Genomic DNA, 22,975 nt, shown 5'->3' on the forward strand with positions numbered 1-22,975 from the left:
AGATCCATTAACCATTATTAACATAAAAAAGGGCGCTCACTTTCGTGAACACCCTAATCACCACTCTACTACTACTACTTAACTGCTATTTGCTTCTTGGTAGCCTTCTTCTCATCCTTCGGCAATGAAATAGTTAAAATTCCATTCTGGTAAGAAGCATCTACTTTTTCTTTATTGATGACATCTGGTAAATTGAAAGTCCGGTTGAAAGAGCCGAAATAGCTTTCCACACTGTGGAAATTCTTTTCTTTCTTTTCATTTTCAAACTTTCGCTCACCGCTGACGGTGATCTGATCTTTGTTTAGATCAATATTGAAATCTTCTTTGTTCATGCCAGGTACATGAAGCTGAATTTCAAATTCTTTATCAGATTCTGCGATATCTACTTTGGGGGAGAAGGTCTGCGATGTTCCGCCTTCAAAACCCTCAGTGAAAAATTGATCCACGAAACTCTTAAAGCTCGTAGGTCTGTAATCGTTCGTGTTGTACTTTATAAGTCCCATTTTCTCTTTTTTTAAAGTTTTACAAATTCAAATGCTGATTAGCCATTGATCGAATTCTATACCAATCGATGGAATTTGATATTTTAATGACAAAATGTCCTGAAATGATAAAATTTTCAATTTTATTAATGACATAATGTCCGATTTTATTTGTTTTTCACGAAAGAATATTTTTTTGATTGCGTGCATTGAGAATTGTAAAATGGATGTTTACATTTGCACTCCTTTTTAGGAAAAAATTCTCCCTTAGCTCAGCTGGTTAGAGCATCTGACTGTTAATCAGAGGGTCCTTGGTTCGAGCCCAAGAGGGAGAGCACAAAGCCTGGCATTCGCCGGGCTTTTTTTATTAAACCATTAACCAAGGAGGTCCTTGGGTGGGACGCCACTCCGATCGTGCCCAAGAGGGAGAGCACAAAGCCTGGCATTCGCCGGGCTTTTTTTATTTAAACCATTAACCAAGGAGGTCCTTGGGTGGAACACCACTCCGATTGAGTTCACTAGCATTTTTTAAAATGCTTACTTTCCTGTTTACGCTTCCAAATACGCCTTAGTGAAGTATTGCTTCAAAAACTGATCGGCGTTTTTATAAAACAACAACTCTACTACGTCTTCAACACTGTGAGATCCCAAAATGGTTTGTATTTGATCTTGAGTCAGGCGCTGCTGGGATACCACGTCTATGATTTCCTTTTGTTGTAGCACGTACTCAATCATCTCTTGCCTGAGCTCTGGATAATCAGCAATGCTTCTGTAGTCATCGAAAGGGTCAACAATGCCATCATAGTCACTTCCTATCGTCAATCCTTCCCAATTGTTTCTTTCCACAAGGTTATACTGGCTTATGGTATCAAGGTGAACTTTAGCCATATGGAAAACATTGGACCACAGGAGTTTTAAATACAGGTCTTGAATTTCAGATTCCTTTTTGAGTCTCTTCTTCTGTTCTTTAAAAAGTGATCCCGGCATCCTGCCTTCATGAAGGCAAACACCGACAAGCCCATTGCTTTTAAAAGTGACACTCAAGTCTTCATCCGTAAGGTTGATCGTCCATCGGCTAATAAAGCTTCCGGCATCCAGGTGGCGGTCATTCGTTTTGGATAATGCTTCATCGAGTGTTTTCCACCCGCTGACTGCTCCATGACTGTGCACGATAGGAACAGGATCATTTGCATATTCATGCTCAAGAATTTCGTAAAATTGCTTTCTTGATTTTGGAGACATATGTTTTGTGTCTATTAAGATTCTTCGGCCATTTGATCGATCAAGCAAGCTCTTGAGCACCTCTAGTCCCAGCTCAGAAAAGCCTGTTTCGAGGTTTGGGCGCTGATCAAATAAATGCCGCATGCCAGGTGCAAAAAAGGTCTTAAAGAAGGTCTTCTTTAGTACTGATTTGTCAGATAAACTGGTCGAATGCCCGGCAAGTAAATTGTTGAAGTGATGTGAAAAAGTGATGAAAAAAGGCACCGCTCCCGGTGTTTGGTTTGACTTTACCCTTTGAATGTTTTGATCAAAGCTTGTTCTAAGGTCGTTCTTTTGCTGGTCTGACAGCTGCTCGAATCCATAACAAAAGAAATTTGCGAAAGCATACTTGCCGAAAGCATGAGCTCCTTCAACTGATAAGATCCCAACAATTTTATTAGGATCATTGATCATTCCTTGATAATGATCATAGTCATTGGCGAGTTGAAAGCTGAAGTCCGCCAGGTCAGGATCATCACTCTTAGTCTGTTGTGCATCAATGAGAAACTTTAACTCACTTTCATATTCTTCGAAATAATTAAAGCCTGTTGGGGACGATGCAGATGCAAGCATTGCTCCAATTTTATCCTCTTTTATGCCCAATGCGGCTTCTCCTAAAGTTGTGTATTTCTTTTTCGGGAGGATAAACTTGAACAAAAGCCTGAATGGCTTCTTGGGGTCAATTTTAAGAAATGGAATTTCGAAGGGATAAATAGAAACAAACAAAAGTCGGGCTTGACCTTTTGCGCAAGCATTTAGGTCTGCTTGCGACCCTCTTGCCAAAGCGTTGATTGCCTTCCTTATTTGCTTATTCAATTTATGAATAGCTCCACTGGGTGGCTGTCTATTCCAAATTTCTTTTGGCTCCAGATCGCCGTTTGAGCCTTTGAGTCCCGGATGACAGTGTAAGTCACTATTGATTTGCATAGCTAATTCTTTTTAGGTTATTCTGGCTCACAGTTATTGACCAAACATGAAGCCTTTTTTAGTTGATTTTGAACGCCCTCGTGAAACTCGAGCATGGCTCGGGCATAGTGCACTGAAGGCGTGGAGAGAAGGCGTGCCAATGGTGTCTCCACTGCGCCCCATTGTTCAAATTTTACAACATCTGCTTTAGCTAATGCAGCATAAATTGAATCATTCATCAGCGCTACGGTCTTCATTACCGTGTCCAATTTTCCAATTGGTTTTCCCCCAAAGTAGTCCAACACCTCCTGATAAGTCACAATCCTTGGGAGTACTATTTTTACTCTTTTGCTGGCATACTGACTTACCTCACTTTCAAGATGTTCAGAAATTTTATCTAAAGAGGTCCCCGTTTTGAGAATTGCTTCCAATTCACCTACCGGCACTATATCAATCGTGTCTGATTTCCATTTACCAAAAACATTTTCCAGGTATTCCTCCGTATCATTGGCTACTGTGACAAATCTTGAATTTTCCCTTTTTCTGAACAGATCTGACGCATCAATAAATCTAGCTAGCTCCAGACTATTTAGCAGACCTGAATTGTCAAAATATCCGCCATCTAAAAAATGCCCTTCGCCAGCGATAGAGGCGACTGAGCTTATCACAGCAAATCGATTGGTGAGTGAAGCTGCATCGTAATAGTTGATTGATGTGTTCGATTTGTTTATATCTAGGGTGTTTTGGATACCACTGAAAACATGATTGAAGGTATCCGTTTTTAACGAAAATGCATTACCGAGATTTCCGTCAAGTACCGATGTAGTGCTCACTGTAAGACTTGGGAAAGAATTGCCGCTCTTTGAGTACATGGATTCCCAATGCGATCGAAATGTTTTGCTGAATGAAGTGGTATCCGTATCTCCAGTCAGCTGGGCATAGCGAATCATCGCATAATAATTTCGATCGACGTATCGATCATCTGCAGGTATGAATTTTCGGATCATGTCCTTTCCAAAAAGCAGTGTCAAATCAAGTGATAAATGATTGAACTCTCCGACAGCATCTATTCGATCCCGCCACCTTGTATGACCCACAGGCTCATCTGTGAAGTGGCTCAAGTTTAAATAGTTTGCGAAACCCAAACCACCGCCAGAATTTCCGGAAACATTAAATACATGCTCAAAAAACCTTCCTTGCGTCTTTTCTTGAAGCTCCTGCGAGACAAGCATGATCCAATAGTCCGCCATTAGCCCCCCTCCATAGCTTGTAAACATTATCGGAGAGCGTGTGGTATCCTTGGCAAAAGTCTCTGCATATTCATTGAGGGTTAGCTGTTTTTCTTCCTTCAAGCGATGCATGAAGTGCATTTCATTGTTGAAAACATCCTTCATGAAAAATGAAAAAATGAACAAGCCCGGAATCCCCAATGGAAGTAAAAACCGAAAGACTGGCGATCTTCTTTTCTTTATAAACTCTCCCTCGCCAAACAATTGGGCCTGCTTTATGGGAATAACGACTATACCATAATAGTTGAGCGCATAGAGTAATAAAATAGGAACAGGGTTTAAGTGATTTTCAGTCCATTCGAGATTGACATTCATGAAGATAAGCCATGCAAAAGAGAGTAGACTCAATCCACTGATTATCATAATGAGTTTCCTTGTGGATTTATGTTTAGTCCCTTCAACTTCTTCATAGTCTTTTAGCAAAAAACGTCTATTCCATCGAAAAGAAATGTAACTCATCATCAAACCAATAGTGGCTAAAATCGTCGCATTCAAGGTTTCGATGCTCCATCCATATCCGGTGGCACCGCCGCTACAAGAAAAGTATATAGACAATGCTACTAGCAACGTTGAAACGGCAATGGATACATAAAAAAACCTCCTTCTCCACTTATTCGAACGTACGCGCATTTGATATTCAACCCAGAAGCCCAGAATCAGAATTACAAATGCCATCTGCCGACTAAACCAAAATCCATCAAAGATGGAATCTCCTGCATAGCCCAATAGGTATAAAAATGCCACAAACATTGCCGTCCCCAGATGATACCTAAGCGTTTTAGCTAGTCCATCAAAAAGGGTGGCATTATCCGAATCTTCCATTCCTCGTGGATCTTTGCTGATCCAATAATAAACAAGACCAAAAGGCCATTTAGCAGGGAAAGAATTCCAGTGAATTCTGTTTTGGTCTTTAACAAAGCGTTTAGCTTCAAAATAGGCTGGATAATGAGATACAACTACCGAAAGGAGTGTAATAAGTAAATACGTTCCAATTAAATTGATCGGACTAGCAAGTAAGTCTACCATCATGGTATAGCCTTGAGGTAAGGCCGTTCCAACCACAATAAGTCCGACAACTAAGATGATGCTCAAGTAAGAAGTGTTGAAAAATATTCTTAGTGATCTTAAATGAGAGGTCTTTTTTGCACCTCCATCAAAAAGTGACCAGTATTTTAATGCGCTGTATATAAAACTTAATCCGGCAATTGAGTAAGCTGCTTCTTTAAAACTGACAATCCACTTTTCAAGTGATCCATAGCTATAGGTCAAATAATGGATGCCCTCCAACAAATCCAAGAGATAAGCTAGGCTGATGAAAACGATGAAAAAGGGGATTACATAGTCCTTCGATTTAAAGGCGTCGCTTTCCAATAACCTGAGCCTCAATATGAGGAGTATGCGTAAAAACAGTGTAAGCAAGCATAGCGCCCAAACGGCATCTACAATAAAAAATGAAACATACAGGAAGAGCTTCCATCCATGAATTTGAAGTTTGAAATTTTGAATTTCAGACCATTCGGTAAACTGAGGGTGATTATAGAGTTCATTGATGCCAAAAGATCTGGCAATGAAAATCATTAAAACACTTAGGATCGAAACGAGATAAATATGATACCATAGAGGCCGTCCATTCTTAGACAGAAATGCAATCATAGTCGGAGGTAGTTAGGTGAGTGAAATTTCTACCTGATTAAGGTAAAAAGATGTATTTCAAAAGCCTAGATAAATCCCTTAAAACTGTATTGCATGGTTGTAAATTGAATTTTGTAAAGAACTGATTTAACAATTTCTAGAAGATAACGCAATGATGTATAGGAAATAATAATTTCCTCCTATTTTAGAATATCACCAATTTCTAATCCACCATGCTTCCTGACGAATTGATATCTTATGTAAGTGAACTAATTGAAAAAGAGAAAGACACTAAAAAAAAGAATGATTTAACGGCTTTTAAAGCGGAACTAGAAGATCATTTCCCAAGCGGAGTTTGGTCTGAGTACGTACACGTTTTGGATAGCAAAGGGAGGGATATTTTAAATCGCCATATACGGTTATTAAGTCAAGAATATAAAGCTGCGGACATTAAAAGAAATGCCATGGTTGCCATTCTTATTAGTGCGTTTGTTGTGACCCTTTCTTTAATGGTATATGGGTTTTGTATGATTTCGCAAGTTAAAGATGACGCGTCAGCAATCCAGAATTCGGGACTATCGCCTTTTGATATCGACTATATACAATTCAATGAGTCAGACTCTTCGATGGTATCAAATAGAAGTGTTCAATCAGATTTTACTTTTAAGGCTAAGCCGACATCATCAAATACACTTTCAAAAAACAGGCTCTGGGCTGGGGTTTTTCTCATCTCCTTGGGAGTCTTCGTCTTCATCATATCTAATGTGGCCTTTGCTACTTACTTCGCCAGAAAAAGAGGACTGTAATGCTTTGGTTTACCATTGTTTCAATCGTCCTTCTTGGAGGGGCTGCCATGTATTTTCTGCTACTTTTTTTCTTTCCTAAGAAAAAGAGCAGAGAGCTACCGATGCTTTCTGCAAAACTCAAAAACATTTTCATAGAGCTTCACAACTATAAGTTTTTTCATAGTCCGGAAGGCACAAAAAAAACCTACAACAGATACATAGGAAGGATAAAGCTGAGAGAGAAGCTAAAAACAATCCTAACCAATTCAGAAACTAGATCTGGAGCATACCTTGTCACCGGGTTTAGAGGGATGGGGAAAACAAGTCTCGTAAGAAAGGCAATTTCGGAGATCAAAGGAAACCACTACTATGCTCTATCCAGACACTTAAGAATCTTCTTTTTTTCAGTAGTGATTTATCTCCTCGATCGATCCCTGGAATTCTCCATCGATAACATCTCCTTTACACTAATAGCATTAAACATATTTGGCGTATGGTATCTGGTATGGCACGATCAAAACAGGCCAAATGTCAGAAAATATTACAGAACAAAATACTTATTTCCCTTTACCGGCTGGCTGAGAGACGTTCTCATTTCAATCCTGAAAATATTTGATTTAGAGGCTGACTATTACAAAAGATCTAAATTCAACACCCTTCTTCAAGACACCTTTGTGGTCAGTGCTATTTGCTCCATCTTCTACTTTACCCGTGAAGATAATAGCCTAATTATCCTAAATGTTTGGAGGCTCTTTCTGCTTTCTTTCTATCATTTCATCATTATCTATATTCTGAATAACCTTCAGATTGAATTGAGCGGGGATCCGGAAAAAAGACGAGTTGTTAGTTTTTTTAAAGCACTGAGAAGAATCTTTATTAATGCCATCTCAAGACTTGATTACGGCAATAAGATATCCATTGAGATTAGCCTGTCGCAAGATGACCTGAAGGAGATTGATATTTTAAAATTACTTGCAAAAAATGTCTACTCAGAATATCGACATTTAAGAAACAGGGTATTTGCCCCTAATAGGCTTATACTCCCTTTGATTACCGGCGTCACAATCTACTTTGCCTTGGGGCTTTTGTATTATAACAATACGATTTACGACCGATTAAATGAACTGAGGTTACATTCTCCAATCGTCCAATACTTTCCATCTCAGGCACTTTTCCCGGACGATCAAAAATTCAAATTAAGCCCGGATATCACCGCTGAAGAGTACGTATCGAAAATCAATGAAGTAATCGTTAGCAATACCGTGAGATATGGAAGAGGAGTGCCTGAAGAAATACCCATCATCGAAGATTACGAAAAGGGTCAATTCAGGCATCTGATGATGACCATTGATTTCACGCTCCAGTTCTACTATCAAAAATTCTTCCAACCACTCATGTTCAAACCAATTGGTAAAAATAGGATGTCTCCTGACTTTCAATTTTTTCCAAACATTGTTGATTACACATTCGTATTGCTCATACTATTGGTACTCGGTCTGATAGCGCTATTGGAAAAAATAGCCTGGAGATTCGGTATTATCAACCATAGATATGTACTCAAAAGGCTAAAGAGCTTAAACGAAAACATCGCTGCGCAGATTGTCATGGAACAGGGCAAAAGTGGTGGAGCTTCCGGGGGAATGATATTCCGACAAGCATTTAATTTTTTCAATAAAAAAACCCGCGCATACCCTATCGCGGGGGTTCGAGAAATTGAAAATGAACTAATTGATATACTTAATGAAATAGATAAAATTCCTTCCATCTCTGGTCGGCCAGAATTCATTTTCATTTTTGATGAACTTGACAAAATCGAAGCTCAGTACAATTCAAACATTCAAGAAAAAGAAAGGGAAGAATTGGCTTCTTTCAGTGCCGAAGACGAAGGATATTTTTCTACGGAAAGTATACGAAGGCGGCAAGAAACTATTGCAAGAATTCTTGGAAACCTTAAGCTGTTTTTCAATACCGCTCGAGCCAAATTTATTTTCATTGCAGGTCGTGAAATGTATGATGCCTCCTTGGCTGACATCTCGGATAGAGAATCCTTCATCAGCAGTATTTTTCATGAAATAATCTATGTAGAAAGTTTCTTTAAAGATCAAGGATCAGAAGGTGGCGGCAGTATTACGAGCACCACAGAAGAATTTGTTTGCCAGCTGCTTATACCAAGGTTTTCCAGATATCACAAAAATCTAAAGGGTTATAATCAATACCTAAAAGACAATTTTAGCACGAATGATGATCCGCTGAGAATTTTGAAAAAATGGATCAACAAAAAATCGACCGTTACTGTCTTTGACATCAATTATGCAGAAACAGATATACAAAAAAGAAATAGACACAAAATCATATACACACTTGAACAGTTTATTACGTTTCTAACCTACAGAGGTAACGGTGCTCCAAAAAAAATAACCAAACTTTTGGAGGAATTTGTGATGAATGTAAAAGAGGCAGATCTCACAAGTGCAAACAATATCTCAGCGGCTCGAAACTGCAATAACCTTTACCTCCATTTTGATTACACCTGCCAATATCGATTGGGTCTCACAAATTATCTATTCAAGCCCTATTTAATTGCAAATACTGGGCACATGCGAGATTTCGGAGATAAAATGCTGATTGCAACGTCCTTCTTGATGGATCACCTCTATAAATATCATAAAGTAGGTTTTTCCTGGGACAACTTAGAGCTCACTCCTGAAATAATAGCCATAAACAAATCACCAGAATTAAGAAGATATATATCAAGACTCATTGACTTCATGGCTAATTCGCACATAGAGGAAATCATTAACGGCCTCTATCAATTCAAATTCACCATTCGAATAGCTGCGGAGATCATGTATATCTCAACCATTTCCGAGGTTGAGGCCGCCGCTTTCAATTTCACGCTGGATGAATCTCTGCTTCTGAAAAGGCATTATCGCAAAAAGTTAAAATCACTTGGAGGTTTATTCAACAACCAGAATGGCAATCACATTGATTCAATTGCTTACATAAATACCATTTTGGGAGACTTGCATTTCTATGACAGAGAGTATGATGAAGCACTGATACACTATGAAAATGCCGGGCAATTCATAGGAAACAAAACGCTGAACGAGTTGTCAATTTCAGAATTTATATTTCTCATCAGGCACCTCTTAAAAGTGGGTGTTACGTATGAGAAGACCAAAGATTATGACTCAGCCTTTGTTTCCTATGGGAAACTGACGAAACACATTCGAGATTTCTCAAGTAAGTCTCTATTGGGCGGAGAAAGTATACGCGTTAAGCGAAAGCTATTCGAAAACATCAGGCTCATTTTCCAGCCGCTCCTTGCTCAGTTCCAAATAGTGGAGAAAGGCGGACCAAATGGAGTGACCATGGAGGATGTTGCCCGAGTGATTGATGAATTCTACCTCTCGATACACCTTTTGGAGAGCGAGGAAAAGTTTATCATAGAAGTGGAGTTTTTCAATAAGGTTTCAGATCTCCTTTACTATAAAAATGGATCATTGATCTCAAAGAATAACCTGTATTACTCTAGTGCTCTTAGTCAAAAGAAAAAGGAAGTCTCCTTAATTATTAAAAGAATAAAAAATAGTTCTGTTGCCGGAGTTTATCCACAACAAGCAAACACAGACTTTAAAGCCCCACTTACAGCATATCGATTGTACGAAAAAAGCTTACTCTTATTTGCAGAACGATTGCATGAATTAACCGGAGATAGCAGTTATGATGGCACCATTGAAAAAGCATTTGATCTGGCAATCCAATTTGTGAAAAAATCCGGCAGTCTTGGAAGGACCTCCGCTTTTAAAACAAATAAACCTAAGGATCTTCTCATTGCCCTTGGGGGCAACTTATCAGACTTGGCTGATACGATCATTTGCTTTTTCACAGACAAAAAAAAGGTAGAATGGAAGTTTCTAACAGAAATTTTAGGTTCTGGAGATGACCCATTTAGCGAAGATGCCATTCTTGACAATTTTGTTAGCAAAAAACTAAATCCGTTCACGGCTGGAAATGCAAATACTGTAAAGCAGGCATTCTTCATCCTTTTTTTAGCAAATCAGGTCTTTTTGAGAGCAGGAGACTACTACAGATGTCTGTTCCAACTCAAAAAAATACTCATCATTATAAAGCGATTGCTGGACTATGGTGGAGGGAAACATTTCAATACAATCAATTCAAACAACTACAACATAGTGAGGTCTATTGGTGCCGAAGCGATACGAATTCTTGACCGAAGTATTACTCATACCAGAAGTCAGCAAGTATATGAATGGAAAAATTACTTCGATGTTACAAACGAGAGCGAGATAAATGACCTTCAATTAGAAAGCTTAATAAATCAGCCGGAGGGTAGAGAGGTTGTAACAATAATCAAAGAAATCGAACTCTATCTTAGAAATTTAGATCCCATCACCACTTTGGCACGCACCAATCTTGGACTTTCGCATTCAATAATGAACAATAAGTACAATAGGGTATTTGAGCTGTACTATAAATGCACATTAAACTTTGAGTGCTTTAAGGTGTTGACAAAAAGCTGTGGATTAAACTCAGAAGCTGCATTATTGGATGCTCAACACCCACTAGAGTTGTTGTTATCTAGCGTTAGCAAGAGCCCTGAGCTTGCAAAACTCAAAATTGGCTCTCCTGAAGAGGTCATTATATTCCTAATCACAGATTCGATCTACTGTTTGTCAGAAGTATTAAGATCATTCAACGTTTTTGGCATAACTTATATCTGCAATCATTCGCTAAATGCCATTGTGCATGATCACTTAGCAAAATGGTGCTTCTACTATCAACATTTTAAAAAATTATCTCGCAAGGATGCTGATATTGAACGGTTTATTTCGAAAGTTGAAGAAACACTCAGTCAGCTGTTAGGAAAAATTGATATCCAATACTTGGATGTAGACTATCACCTTAAAATGGCGCTCCAGCATTGCTATTCCAGCTTAGAAATGCATCAAGGGGGTACAGCCTACAAAAGAGCAATAGAACAAATGCACTACTTAGACGATGACTTTGATGACAACCTCTCTCACTTTTGTGCTGCCATCGAAAGGTATCGTATCAATTCAGGCTTTATCCGTGTAAGGATAAAGGCTTTGAAAGAGAAGCTAAAAGAAATAAACAAGAACTCTGAAACCCAACTTCTTTAAACAGAATTAGAGTCTCATTGCCGTTGAATATCACAATCTCAGGATACTAAAATGATTTTCAGGAACGACAGCTCCCATTTTGCTGATCAAATGAAAGTGACATTTTCTGATGATCACTATTTGTAAAAGAAGAATTTACATTATATTAGATAACGGAATAAATCCCAGTACCACCCGTGGAAATAAAAAACCTAATCACCCAACTCCCATGGCATTCTACACGCCGATGGGGTACTCGCCATCTTTCCAAAATTGACAAAATAGTTTTGCATCAAGAACTGGGAGAAGCAGATGTAGAGGCTGTCAATAACTACCACATCAAACCGAACCATATTTCTCCCAAAGGATGTCCACACATCTGCTATCATTATGCGATTAGAAAAAATGGAGAAATTGTTCAGACAAATGAACTGTCAAGTGTGACATGGCATACCAAAGGCGAAAATATTTCTGCCGTTGGGATAATGGTGGTTGGAAATTTTAATGGCCCTGGATACGACATGGGCACTTCAGAACCGACCAAAGAGCAGATAAAATCAATCAAGTTCTTGGTTGACTACCTACAAAAGTCTCTTCGGCTGACAAATCAGGATATTTATGGGCATTATCATTTTGGAAAGCCCGCATGCCCGGGATATGAACTCCAAAAATTGGTAGAATCGTTTCGCGACAATCTCCCTGAAGGACCGAAAGTAGAGAAGTCAGTAAAAGAGGTACAAAAAAGGCTTAACAAACTAGGATATGCAGCCGGTGCCGAGGATGGCATACATGGAATAAAGACCCTGGCCGCAATTAGACGTTTTCAGTTTACCAATGGCCTAGCAGTGGATGGCATAATGGGGCCTAAGACCTGGAGTAGATTAATAGAATTGACAAAATAACCTTACTTATGGATAAAAAAGATGAGAAATTAATCATTGGAGAGCATGGGTTTTGGTCTACATGGCTTTCTAAGCTACTCTTCACACTGATCAGTGTAAAAGTATGGGGTCTCATTGCAGCAACCGCTGTTTCCACCTGGTTGCTCATGAATGATGGGTCTGCTCAACTAGGGGAAGATATCCAATTCGGAATTACCGGAAGTCAATGGATGACGTTTAACACAACAATTTGGGCGCTCATATTTGGAATGAAAGAAGTCTTCAGAATTTCTGAAAAGCGTGACAAAACAGAAAAAGAAGTACTCAACAACCAGTTAGCATCAAAAGAAAAGGTTGCTGCCCTTATTGAGTCTCCTTCAAATCCGAAGACTGTAAAAATTAATTCGGACGGAACAGAGACTGTTGGATCGGAACCTGACTAATGCCATGAACAAGACATTGAAAACCGTAATTATTGTCGTTCTATTCGTTGGCGTGGCTATCCTGCTGATTTTTAGAAGTGACCTCATAGGGCAAGCCTTTGCAGCACTAGCCGGCGGATTAGCTGCATTTAAGTCTAAGCTCTTCAACTCATCCAGGATTAATGTAGAGGAAGAGATAAACAATATAGAACTTGAACATAAGCAGAAGAGAAATGACTGGGCGTTGGTGAAAGAAGAATATGACAGTAAATTCAATGCCCTTAAAGCACGGATGGATTATTTAGATTATAAATCCGCGACCATCTCAAAGCAACTTGGTGAACTGGATACTACTGAAAAAGCAGCATTGAAAAAGAATAGCAACCTTTCCGATGATGAACTTTTGGACTGGTTAAGAAATTAAAACAATGAAAAAAATCACCATTTTCTCACTTCTCATCTGCAGCATCTACCTAGTTTCCGGACAGGAAATAATAGGACTTATAAAAGCCGGTGATCGCTTTCAAAACCCATATGACTTCAACCTCTTTTACATGCCGCGATCTAAGGTGATCGAGTTCAAAAACCTGGAAACCCGGTCAGAATTTGATTCTCTTAGGATCGTCTTATTTCAAGAGAAACTGAAAACATACGAAGAGCGCATATTTCTTGCTGACAGTGCTACCCAATTAAGAAAGCTTGAGGCCAATTTTTGGCATGACAAGCTTCTTTCCAACGACATGCTTTTAGAAGAGGAGAAAAAGACCAATGTGAAATTAAGAGCTGACCTGGATCGTGTAAGGCAATCTAGAATCTATTACTTCGTTGGAGGCATCATCGCTACGTCGATAGTAATAGGTGTTTTAAACTAGTAACTATATCCGCCGTTGACCTTTACTTCTTTGAACATGGACATCATCCTAAGAACGTCATCGTTCACCCTTCAAATAAATGACATGGTCGAATATTGATCAAAAACTCACCATTCAAATCAGATTTTAAAATGGGTTACTTTAACTTTATTGCTAAACCATCGCTAACCCTTGGAAAGATATAAGAAAGTATTACTCATTGACGATGATGATATCGTAAACTCGATTAATTCGGTTATCATCAAGCACGCTAAATTCGCTAGCGAAGTAGAGACCATCAACAGCGTCCCAAATGCTATTGATGCATTGAATGAAATGAAGTCCTCGAACAATGCACCAGATGTTATTTTCTTAGATTTAAACATGCCTGGGCAAGATGGTTGGGATTTCATGGAAGAGTATGAGAAGTTGGGACTTAATGGGTCTACCAAGGTCATCATGCTCACTTCATCCATCTCATCCAAAGATGAAGAACGTGCCTCCTCGTCCAATCATATTGCAGCCTTTATTTCAAAACCCCTCTCACCAGAATTACTGGAAAGTATATACAATAGTCACTTGATTCAGAGCTAAAGCTTTTAGTTCAAACGTAAGGCAAAAGTTGCTCCTTTTCTTGGTTCACTTTCTACTCTCACGCCTCCTCGGTGATAGTCTAAGATCATCTTAACTATGTACAGACCTAAACCTGCGCCCTCCACGTGCGAATGAATTCTTGTATAAGGCCTGAAGATTTCATCTTTGTATTTAATAGAGTCAAATCCCAATCCATTATCCTTAAAAATAATAGTAGTATGCCCATTGACTTTCTTAGATTTGATTTTGATTTGAAGCGGTTTTTCCGGATCTCTATAGGCGATTGCATTTAGCAGTAAATGCTTAAAAATCGCCTTGAGTTGGGCTTTAGGATAATGCATCAGTGGACATTCCGAAAAATCTTTTTTAATCACCGCATTCGAATTCTTTATCTTGCTCAAGTGACTGGACACCACTTCTTTTAAGGTCTCGTCAATATATAAATCCTCACCTTCTGCGGATAGCTCCTCCCTTATCTTATTCACCTCAACAAGTGATGTAACCGTTTTTTCAAGTTGCTGATTCGTCTTTCTTGCGTTGTTAAGAATCGCTTTGAAATTGGATTGATTTAAATTCTCCTTGCTAAGCATTTCTAGCAGCGAACCCAAGTTGGTGATCGGCGCTTTTAAGTCATCTGCTGTACTATATGAGAAATGAATAAATTGATCGATTTCTTTTTGAGAATAGAATAATCTATCCGCCATGTCATTAAATGAGTCAACTATATCAGTCGTGATACTATTGGAGCTCAACCGAATTCTTGCGTCTAAATTACCTGCCCCAATCTTTTCGGCTCCCGTTCGGATATCTTCTAATGGGCGCCATATCCTATAACTAAAGGTGTATACTGCCAACAAAGATAAAATCACGAATAACAAGGTTAATGTCACGATCCATTTCATTGAAAGAACCTCCTCCTGTTCTACAACCTTTACCAACGCCTCGGTGAACATCTCATGCCTCATCAAGACTCCCTCCACCTGCTTATTGAATTGATCTTCCTCCGACTCGACTCTTTCCGACGCAAAAACTGCTGCTTCTAACTCACCATCCTCCAACAAATCTATCACCTCTAAGGCGTGAGTTTCATAACTTGTATGATCGCTCTCGAGCTTCTTGATTGAGAGCAAAAGTCCTTTAAGCTTAATCCTTTGAGTCTCCTGACCTGTTTGCTTAAGTGCATCGACAACTTCTTGCTCCGCTTCCAGCAAGTCCACATCCACGAGCTCTGCCAAATACCTAAAAGTGCTATCAGCTTCTGCAAAGCCTTGCAACGCGATATCGCTATTTCCATCCATTTCCTCGGAGTACCTAATGGCACGTTCAAAGGCAATGGCCTGCTCAAGCTGATTGGTCTCAATCTGAGTGAGGATTTCAATTATGGGCAAATCAATATTAGCAACATCATCAATGTCCTTGTGAGTAGCTACAATGCGCAGTAGAACGAAAGCTCCTAAAATCAGCATCAGAAATATGATAAAACTACTTCTGCGAAGAATTACTTCCTTTATTCGGTTAGGTCTTCTGGTCATTTTAGAGCTATTGGCAAGATTAGAGTTTTGAGGCGACTAATCTAATTCAATTTTTGCGGTCATCACACGAATCGCATCGTCCAGATTCATTGTCTCTATTTTAAGCTGCTGCAGTAACTCCTCATAAGTATCTCTACTTTCCCAGTTCAACTTTATCAAATCAATCAATGCAAGGATGGTTGATAATGGATGGCGAATACTATGTGATGTATAGAAAGCATGATCAGACAGCTTTTTGGCTAGTTTTTCTTTTTCTTTTTCTTCAACCTTTAAGGTGCTCAACTCATTTCTATGAAGAAAATCTTCCTTTAGTCGCAATAGTGCATCGTAGCATTGGCTAATCATCGAAGCCCCTGTTACCATGATCAATTGATCTTGATCAACAAAATCTTTTTTGGTTTTCCATTCGATCGTGAGAATTCCAAAAAGTCGATTATCATTCCAAACTTGGATACTTGCCCAAGAGGTCAATCGGTTTTTAACTAAATAATCAAGGGTGAATTCCTCAAACTCATCAGCATCATTGCTGCTTTCAATTTGAATAAATTGATGTTTTTTCAGTTGTTCGAAAAATCTAGGAAAACTTACTTTATCTAGTGCCTCACCGGATGACGCACGATTATTTTCTGATTCAAAGCATTGAATACTTTCAAAATGATCCATTTCGGATCTATAAAGCCAGAAAGAAGTCCTAAACGCATTAGCTGCTTTCGAAATAACAGGGATCAGCTCCGAAACAAAATCTTTAAACTTTCCTCCATGCAAAGATTCTGACATTGTCAGCTTCATTAAAGGGGCTAGCTTGGATTCATGGTGATTCATTGGAACAAAAAGAAAGTTGAATCTAGAGAAGATTTATCAAAAAAAGAACCTAAAACTTATTTCGCGAAAATGTCCGCATCATTTTTAAAAGCCTTAAACTCCAAAGCATTTCCTGACGGGTCCTTAAAAAACATAGTGGCTTGCTCTCCTACCTGTCCTTCAAAACGTATGTAGGGCTCAATGATAAATGAGATTTTTGAACCTGTTAATTTTTTAGCCAAAGCTTCCCAATCTGTCCATTCCAGAACTACCCCAAAGTGGGGTACAGGAACAGATTTACCGTCAACAGGATTTACCTCAGCATCATCCACTTGATCTACTTTATGAATCACAAACTGATGTCCATAGAAGTTGAAATCTACCCAACTGTTAGACGAACGTCCCTCTTCAAAACCCATAACTTCCCGATAAAAGACTCTTGTTTTTTCTAAGTCTTTTACCGGAACAGCTAAATGGAATGGTCGTAATTTGCTCATTAACCTAAGAATGGATACCTGTAATCCGTTGGAGTATCAAACGTCTCTTTAATGGTTCTGGCACTCACCCATCGCATCAGGTTCATCATTGCCCCTGCTTTATCGTTTGTGCCTGATCCTCTGGCGCCACCAAAAGGCTGCTGACCAACGACAGCTCCAGTCGGCTTATCATTGATATAGAAGTTACCCGCTGCGTTTCGCAATTTATAAGTTGCCAGATCTACCGCGTAACGATCCTTACTGAATATTGCTCCTGTAAGCGCATATGGTGATGTTTGATCTACGGTATCCAGAATTTCTTCAAATTTATTTTCATCATACACATGAACAGTGAGCACGGGGCCAAATATCTCTTCACACATTGTTCTGTACTTAGCATCTTTCGCTTCAATCACTGTTGGCTCAACGAACCACCCTTTTGAGTCATCGTAACTACCTCCAGCAATAATTTCAACGTCACTATCCTTTTTTGCTTGATCTATGTATGCAGAAATCTTTTTGAAAGCCACGCCATCAATCACTGCGTTTACAAAGTTGGATGGATCCTCTGGAGAGCCCATTTTAATTGACTTAAGGTCTTCAATAAGGTATCCTTTCACATCCTCCCATAAGTTTGATGGAATGTAAGCTCTGGAAGCTGCACTGCATTTTTGTCCCTGATATTCAAAAGAACCTCTCACTAATCCAGTTGCCAATTCCTTTGCATCTGCAGATTTATGTGCCACAACAAAGTCTTTTCCACCAGTTTCTCCAACAATTCGAGGGTACGTTTTATAGGTGTCAAGATTGGCTCCTATGGTCTTCCATAAGTTCTTAAATACTCCCGTACTTCCTGTAAAATGCAATCCAGCAAAATCCGGATGGTTAAAAACAACATCACCGGCCACCGGACCATCTACATAAATAAGATTAATTACTCCATCAGGCAATCCTGCTTTCTTAAAAACTTCCATGATTACTTGAGCTGAATATACCTGAGTATAGCTCGGCTTCCAGACAATGGTATTTCCAAGCATAGCAGGGGCTGCGGATAGATTCCCCGCAATTGCGGTAAAGTTGAAAGGTGTTATTGCAAAAAGGAACCCTTCAAGCGGGCGATACTCCATTCTATTCCAAATACCTTCGGAAGAGATTGGTTGTTGCATATAAAGCTCCTGCATGAATGACACATTGAATCGAAGAAAATCAATAAACTCGCAAGCGGCATCAATCTCAGCTTGGTGAACATTTTTCCCTTGTCCAAGCATTGTTGCGGCATTAATCTTTGATCTATATGGCCCAGCCAAAAGATCCGCTGCTTTAAGAAAGATACTTGCGCGATTTTCCCAGGTCATTTTTTCCCACTCTTCTTTTGCATCAAGCGCAGCATTTATTGCGTCTTTGACATGAGAAGCATCTCCTTCAGAAAAGTGACCAAGCACATGCTGATGATCTTGTGGGCAGGTCATCGCTATTTTATTGTCTGTATGAACCTCTTTGTCACCAATGTACATTGGCGCCTCAATTTGTTGGTTATACATCTCTTTGTAGGTCGCTAAAAGCTCTTCGCGGGCTTCAGTACCTGGAGCGTAACTTAATATGGGCTCGTTGATTGGTTCAGGTACAAAAAAATTTCCTTTTGGCATCTTTCTTATGTTTTAGATAGGAGCACAAAACTAAAAGGAATAGTTCAAAAATTATTCTTAAAACATTTTAAGGAATTTTATAAATTCATAACAATTTGAGTAGCTCCATATGTGACTGAATGGTGAAGTCTGCTAATGATTTTTTCCTTCCCGAAGGGTCGTAGAATACCGTTTTCATACCAAAATCTTTTGCTCCTTGAATATCCGTACGGGGGTTATCCCCAATCATGATGCTTTCAGCCTTCGTTGCTCCAGCTTCACTTAATGAATATTCAAAAATTCCAGGGCTAGGTTTACGCGAATCCGAACATTCAGAAGTAATCATTACTTTAAAAAACTTCTCAATCCCTGAATGGCTCAATTTTCGATTTTGAGCATCTAGAAAGCCATTGGTAATGATATGAAGTTGATACTTGTTGGTTAGGTAATGTAAAGCTGTCAGCGCATCATCCATCAGGTATGGTTTTTTTGAGCAATTGTTCAAAAAATAGGATGAGGCCTCTTCAGATTTGATCACATCAAGTCCAGAAGCTGAGAATACTTCATTGAATCGTCTTGTTTTTATGTACTCACGATCGATTAGACCATCATTGTACTTTACCCAAAGCTTATTATTTACTTCATAAAAAGTATTAACAAATTTTTTCAGTGACAGTCCAGATTTAGACAACTCCTGATGCGTATAAATCTCCGATAATGTTTCGTGTGCACTTCGATCATAATCCCATAATGTGTGATCCAAATCGAAGAAAATATGCTTGATACCCTTCACCTATTGTATTTTTTTGCCTCTATTTTATTTTTAGCAAGTGCAAGGTTAGCATTCATTGTTTTATATACCTCCAAATCTTTTCGCAATACAGGATCTTTGCTTAAAAACTCAAAAATCTGACTCACCATATCATAGCCTTCATCTTTTATACTATAGAAAACCCACTGATCATATTTTCTGAAAGTAACCAAACCAGCATTTTTTAAATACGTTAGATGACGTGAAGTTTTTGTTTGGGTGAAATCTAAGATCGATTCAAGGTCTGATATGCAAAGTTCTTCCTGACGGTATAATAAGTGAATGATACGCGTCCTGGATTCATCTGAAAAGGATTTGAAAATCTGGGTACCATAAGACAAGTTGAAATTCTTGAGCCTCATTTTTTCACTACTTTTACCGAAGTTAAACTTTTATTGACGAAATCTCTTTTAATAGATAGGATAGATAAAGGACTTGATTTGAGATATATACTGATACTTTCATTTTTTGTTTTCTCATTTGCCTCTCTGAATGCGCAGGAGCAAGCTGAAAAGGTCATTCAGTTTACTGGTGTGGTCTTTGGCGCTGACAGTAGCTCGGTTGTACCAGGCACGCATGTATATATTCCAAAATCCGGACGAGGAACAACCACCAACCCTTATGGTTTTTTTTCATTACCAGTTTTAGAAGGGGATAGTGTTCTTTTCAGTGCTGTCGGATATAAAAGAGCGTATTTCATCATTCCGAAACATGACAAAGAGTCTAGCCTGCGTGTAATTATTGCTTTGCAGGATGATATTCAGTTCCTCGAAGAGGTCGAAATTCGTCCGTATCCCACAGAAAGCATGTTCAAAGAAGCTTTAATCAGTATGGAATTGCCAGACCAAAAGGAGTATGCCAATATCTATCAGTGGTTGAATAGTCAGGTGATGACAGAAGCATATTTAAGCTTACCTGCGTCATCCAATGCTAATCATCAATATTTCATGCAGCAACAAAGGCAGTCATATATCAATCGATACTCCCCACCTCAAAATCAATTGTTAAACCCTTTCGCCTGGGCGAATTTCATCAATTCACTCAAGCGAAAGAATTAACTTTTTCCATCAGGCGCCAGCTTGTATTTCCTGAGCGACTTCCTGAACCTTACTCCAGACTCTGAGTGTGTTCTTGTAACACATTTGTTCTATTTCCTCAGGAGTATATTCTCGTTTTAATAGTTCCTTAATGAGATTTGGATAGGTAGAAACATCCTTCATCCCTTTTGGAAGGCTATCACCAACTCCATCGTAATCCGACCCAAAAGCTACATGGTTGATTCCAACCAAACGCACTACATGATCAATGTGATCAGCTACTTTCTGGATATCCTCAAAAACATCATTATCTATTGCATATTGGCTAGCATACGCTGTGTACACGGAATCATCACTTGTCAAATCATTCTCGGCGCGGTAATTAATTAAATCCTCACGCATCTTATCAAACTTGTCTTGTGACTCTTTAGAAAGAAACGTAGACCCAAAATTGATATGAATAACACCACCATTCTCTGCCATGGCCTGTATAAGGTTGTCTGGCATGTTTCTCTCAAAGCCAGGGGTAAACTTTCGAGCTGAGGAGTGAGAAGCAATGACAGGCGCCTTAGTTAGCCTTAAAGCATCATATGCGGCACTGTCTGTCACATGAGATATGTCTACCATAATCCCCCATTTGTTCATTTCAGCTATTACCTGCTCTCCAAATGGGCTTACACCGTTCCAAGTATATGCTGTGTCATAAGATGAATCACTAATTTGGTTGTCTTTGGAATGCGTCAATGTAATGTATCTGATGCCTCGATCGAAGAAGTATTTTACATTGTTGATATCATTCTCGATTGGAGCTCCATTTTCCATTCCCATAGGAAGTGAAATTAATCCACGCTCAAAGTTGGCTTCAACATCGGCTGGTGTGTTTGCCATGGCAAACATTTCTGGAAATACTACAGGAACACGAGAAACCATATCGATCAACGAATCCGCAAATTCCTTTGCTCCTCCGGCTTGATAGCTAGAAGGAACATAGATTGACATGAAAGGTGCATCCAACCCTCCTTTCTTAGCTTTTGGATAATCAAAGTTTCCATTCGTCTCTACAGAAACGTCTTCCACTGTCTTGGTTATCATAAAGCCTTTTTTGGTCATTCGATAGGGTAAGTCAACATGACCATCCACGATGATATACTTGTGAGCAAGCGAATCGGCAAGTGACGTCAATTCTTCATCCGACATTTCTGCAATGCTTTTAGTCTCTTTAGGGGCTTGCGAACAGCCGATAAGTAAGGCCGCCACTAGCGTAAATGAAAAAAGTTTTTTAGGTAAAAAATCCATGTTATATTTCAAATTGATTGATTTCAACAAAAATACCTAATAGAAACTATATCAACGCCGAATGAAATAGGATTGCCCGTGTTACATTTTTTTGATATTTTACATGCAAATAGGAAAGAGTTTTGTTCTTCTTATTTTAATTTGATACGTTGAGTTTTTAAAAAATGTGACATTTTTGTAATCGGAACATTTTCCGCATCTAACTAAACAGACGCTATGACTGACCTAATTTCACCTGAACTACTTACTAATTGGAACACTTACGGAAGCTATTTATCCTATGCAGTAGCTGGTGTTGGAGTGTTAATCTTACTAGGGCACTATTTAAAACTCTTGGCAACAGGAGATTACAAGACTCGGTACGACTACATAAACATGCATGAAATCAACATGCTATGGAATGGCGCGCTACTAATAATCATAGGTGCTACGCTAAGGTTCAATACGTTCATACCAGAATCAACTTGGTTGTGGTTTTTCGTGAGACTCTTTATGAGTTCAATGTTTGCCATCATTCTTGGAGTCATTATCCAAAACGTATTGAAGTTCTACTATCCATTTTTTATTGAAAAGCGTCTTAAAAAATTGAGATACACGCCTAGAACTTCTCCTGATGGACGAAAAATGAAATTGCTTAGTGAAGAGGAAGAAGATGTTTACCTCGATGAGGGTATGCAAGCTGAAGAAGATGCTTTCTCTGTTGACTATGACGTTTGGATAGATGAGCAGTCTGGTTTTACTAAGATTGAAAAATACAACGGTAGACTTCATGCACTTCAGTGCAATAACTGTAACTACCAGACCCTGAAAGTTGATAGAGAAGAAGTTATTCAAACTGCCTCTGAAACGGAAGAGGGTGAATTAATGAAATACTATGCTTGTGGATATTGCGGACATAAGGAACGCAAGTCTTTCAAAATAGCAATGCTTAAATCCGGTGAGGCCGTTTAATCTCACACAGACCGAATAGAAATTGAGGTTGTCTTTTGGCAACCTTTTTTTGTTTATGTGAGTAATTGCTATCCAGAATTGGATCAGCACGAATCGTAACGAAAGACTGCTCGGAGCAAACGTTCTCTAACAATGCTTCATCAAGTTATCTTTTTTGTAGTACTAGCAGACTACTCCATCTTTGAATGATGACCGGATCT

The 22,975-nt window shown here is 38.9% G+C and carries 19 protein-coding genes and 1 tRNA gene; 10 read left to right on the forward strand and 10 right to left on the reverse strand.

Going from position 1 to position 22,975, the window contains the following annotated elements; translation table 11 throughout:
• Positions 1–74: 74 nt before the first annotated feature.
• Positions 75–503: an Hsp20/alpha crystallin family protein gene (locus tag ABJF57_RS14000; RefSeq protein WP_462230122.1), complete on the reverse strand. Its 429-nt coding sequence runs from the start codon at positions 501–503 to the stop codon at positions 75–77.
• Positions 504–743: 240 nt separating this feature from the next.
• Between ABJF57_RS14000 and ABJF57_RS14005 the strand changes: the two genes are divergently transcribed.
• A tRNA-Asn gene (locus tag ABJF57_RS14005) sits at positions 744–817 on the forward strand.
• Between the two features lie 214 nt (positions 818–1,031).
• Here the strand turns inward: ABJF57_RS14005 and ABJF57_RS14010 are convergent.
• Together ABJF57_RS14010 and ABJF57_RS14015 are read right to left on the reverse strand one after the other, a co-directional pair.
• Complete coding sequence (locus ABJF57_RS14010; RefSeq protein ID WP_462230124.1) at positions 1,032–2,669, reverse strand: hypothetical protein; 1,638 nt, start codon at positions 2,667–2,669, stop codon at positions 1,032–1,034.
• A gap of 17 nt (positions 2,670–2,686) precedes the next feature.
• A complete protein-coding gene (locus ABJF57_RS14015; protein ID WP_462230126.1) occupies positions 2,687–5,590 on the reverse strand; it encodes a hypothetical protein in 2,904 nt (967 codons plus the stop codon).
• Positions 5,591–5,802: 212 nt separating this feature from the next.
• On the opposite strand from ABJF57_RS14015, the gene ABJF57_RS14020 reads away from it, so the two are divergent.
• From ABJF57_RS14020 to ABJF57_RS14050, 7 genes are all read left to right on the forward strand, one after another.
• Positions 5,803–6,375 (forward strand): hypothetical protein, encoded by a 573-nt coding sequence (locus ABJF57_RS14020; protein ID WP_462230128.1) that lies wholly within the window; start codon positions 5,803–5,805, stop codon positions 6,373–6,375.
• Positions 6,375–11,519, forward strand: coding sequence for a P-loop NTPase family protein (locus ABJF57_RS14025; RefSeq protein WP_462230130.1), 5,145 nt, complete (start codon positions 6,375–6,377; stop codon positions 11,517–11,519). Before ABJF57_RS14020 ends, ABJF57_RS14025 begins: the two co-directional genes overlap by 1 nt.
• Positions 11,520–11,695: 176 nt before the next feature.
• Positions 11,696–12,400 (forward strand): peptidoglycan recognition protein family protein, encoded by a 705-nt coding sequence (locus tag ABJF57_RS14030; protein ID WP_462230132.1) that lies wholly within the window; start codon positions 11,696–11,698, stop codon positions 12,398–12,400.
• Positions 12,401–12,408: 8 nt separating this feature from the next.
• A complete protein-coding gene (locus ABJF57_RS14035; protein WP_462230134.1) occupies positions 12,409–12,822 on the forward strand; it encodes a hypothetical protein in 414 nt (137 codons plus the stop codon).
• Between the two features lie 4 nt (positions 12,823–12,826).
• On the forward strand, positions 12,827–13,225 hold the full coding sequence (locus tag ABJF57_RS14040) for a hypothetical protein (RefSeq protein WP_462230136.1): 399 nt from the start codon (positions 12,827–12,829) through the stop codon (positions 13,223–13,225).
• Between the two features lie 4 nt (positions 13,226–13,229).
• On the forward strand, positions 13,230–13,673 hold the full coding sequence (locus tag ABJF57_RS14045; RefSeq protein WP_462230138.1) for a hypothetical protein: 444 nt from the start codon (positions 13,230–13,232) through the stop codon (positions 13,671–13,673).
• 171 nt (positions 13,674–13,844) lie between these two features.
• Entirely contained in the window at positions 13,845–14,246 is a 402-nt protein-coding gene (locus tag ABJF57_RS14050) for a response regulator (RefSeq protein ID WP_462230140.1), read from the forward strand.
• A gap of 5 nt (positions 14,247–14,251) precedes the next feature.
• On the opposite strand, the gene ABJF57_RS14055 is transcribed toward ABJF57_RS14050, so the two are convergent.
• The 6 genes from ABJF57_RS14055 to ABJF57_RS14080 form a co-directional block, all read right to left on the reverse strand.
• Complete coding sequence (locus tag ABJF57_RS14055; RefSeq protein WP_462230142.1) at positions 14,252–15,778, reverse strand: sensor histidine kinase; 1,527 nt, start codon at positions 15,776–15,778, stop codon at positions 14,252–14,254.
• Positions 15,779–15,814: 36 nt separating this feature from the next.
• Entirely contained in the window at positions 15,815–16,555 is a 741-nt protein-coding gene (locus tag ABJF57_RS14060; RefSeq protein ID WP_462230144.1) for a hypothetical protein, read from the reverse strand.
• Between the two features lie 101 nt (positions 16,556–16,656).
• Positions 16,657–17,076, reverse strand: a complete 420-nt coding sequence (locus tag ABJF57_RS14065) for a VOC family protein (protein ID WP_462230145.1) — start codon at positions 17,074–17,076, stop codon at positions 16,657–16,659.
• Positions 17,076–18,701: an L-glutamate gamma-semialdehyde dehydrogenase gene (pruA, locus tag ABJF57_RS14070; protein ID WP_462230147.1), complete on the reverse strand. Its 1,626-nt coding sequence runs from the start codon at positions 18,699–18,701 to the stop codon at positions 17,076–17,078. Before pruA ends, ABJF57_RS14065 begins: the two co-directional genes overlap by 1 nt.
• 85 nt (positions 18,702–18,786) lie before the next feature.
• A complete protein-coding gene (locus ABJF57_RS14075) occupies positions 18,787–19,473 on the reverse strand; it encodes a YjjG family noncanonical pyrimidine nucleotidase (protein ID WP_462230149.1) in 687 nt (228 codons plus the stop codon).
• Positions 19,470–19,853: an ArsR/SmtB family transcription factor gene (locus ABJF57_RS14080; protein WP_462230151.1), complete on the reverse strand. Its 384-nt coding sequence runs from the start codon at positions 19,851–19,853 to the stop codon at positions 19,470–19,472. Before ABJF57_RS14080 ends, ABJF57_RS14075 begins: the two co-directional genes overlap by 4 nt.
• A gap of 78 nt (positions 19,854–19,931) precedes the next feature.
• Between ABJF57_RS14080 and ABJF57_RS14085 the strand changes: the two genes are divergently transcribed.
• The gene (locus ABJF57_RS14085) at positions 19,932–20,549 is read left to right on the forward strand and encodes a carboxypeptidase-like regulatory domain-containing protein (protein ID WP_462230153.1); all 618 of its coding nucleotides are present in this window, start codon (positions 19,932–19,934) and stop codon (positions 20,547–20,549) included.
• A 9-nt stretch (positions 20,550–20,558) separates the two neighbouring features.
• On the opposite strand, the gene ABJF57_RS14090 is transcribed toward ABJF57_RS14085, so the two are convergent.
• Positions 20,559–21,824: a dipeptidase gene (locus tag ABJF57_RS14090; RefSeq protein ID WP_462230155.1), complete on the reverse strand. Its 1,266-nt coding sequence runs from the start codon at positions 21,822–21,824 to the stop codon at positions 20,559–20,561.
• Between the two features lie 216 nt (positions 21,825–22,040).
• Here ABJF57_RS14090 and ABJF57_RS14095 point away from each other — a divergent pair, with 216 nt between their 5' ends.
• Positions 22,041–22,775, forward strand: a complete 735-nt coding sequence (locus ABJF57_RS14095; RefSeq protein ID WP_462230157.1) for a hypothetical protein — start codon at positions 22,041–22,043, stop codon at positions 22,773–22,775.
• The last annotated feature ends 200 nt before the right edge of the window (positions 22,776–22,975 follow it).

It is taken from the genome of Ekhidna sp., from assembly GCF_039940915.1.
Classification (GTDB): Bacteria; Bacteroidota; Bacteroidia; order Cytophagales; family Cyclobacteriaceae; genus Ekhidna.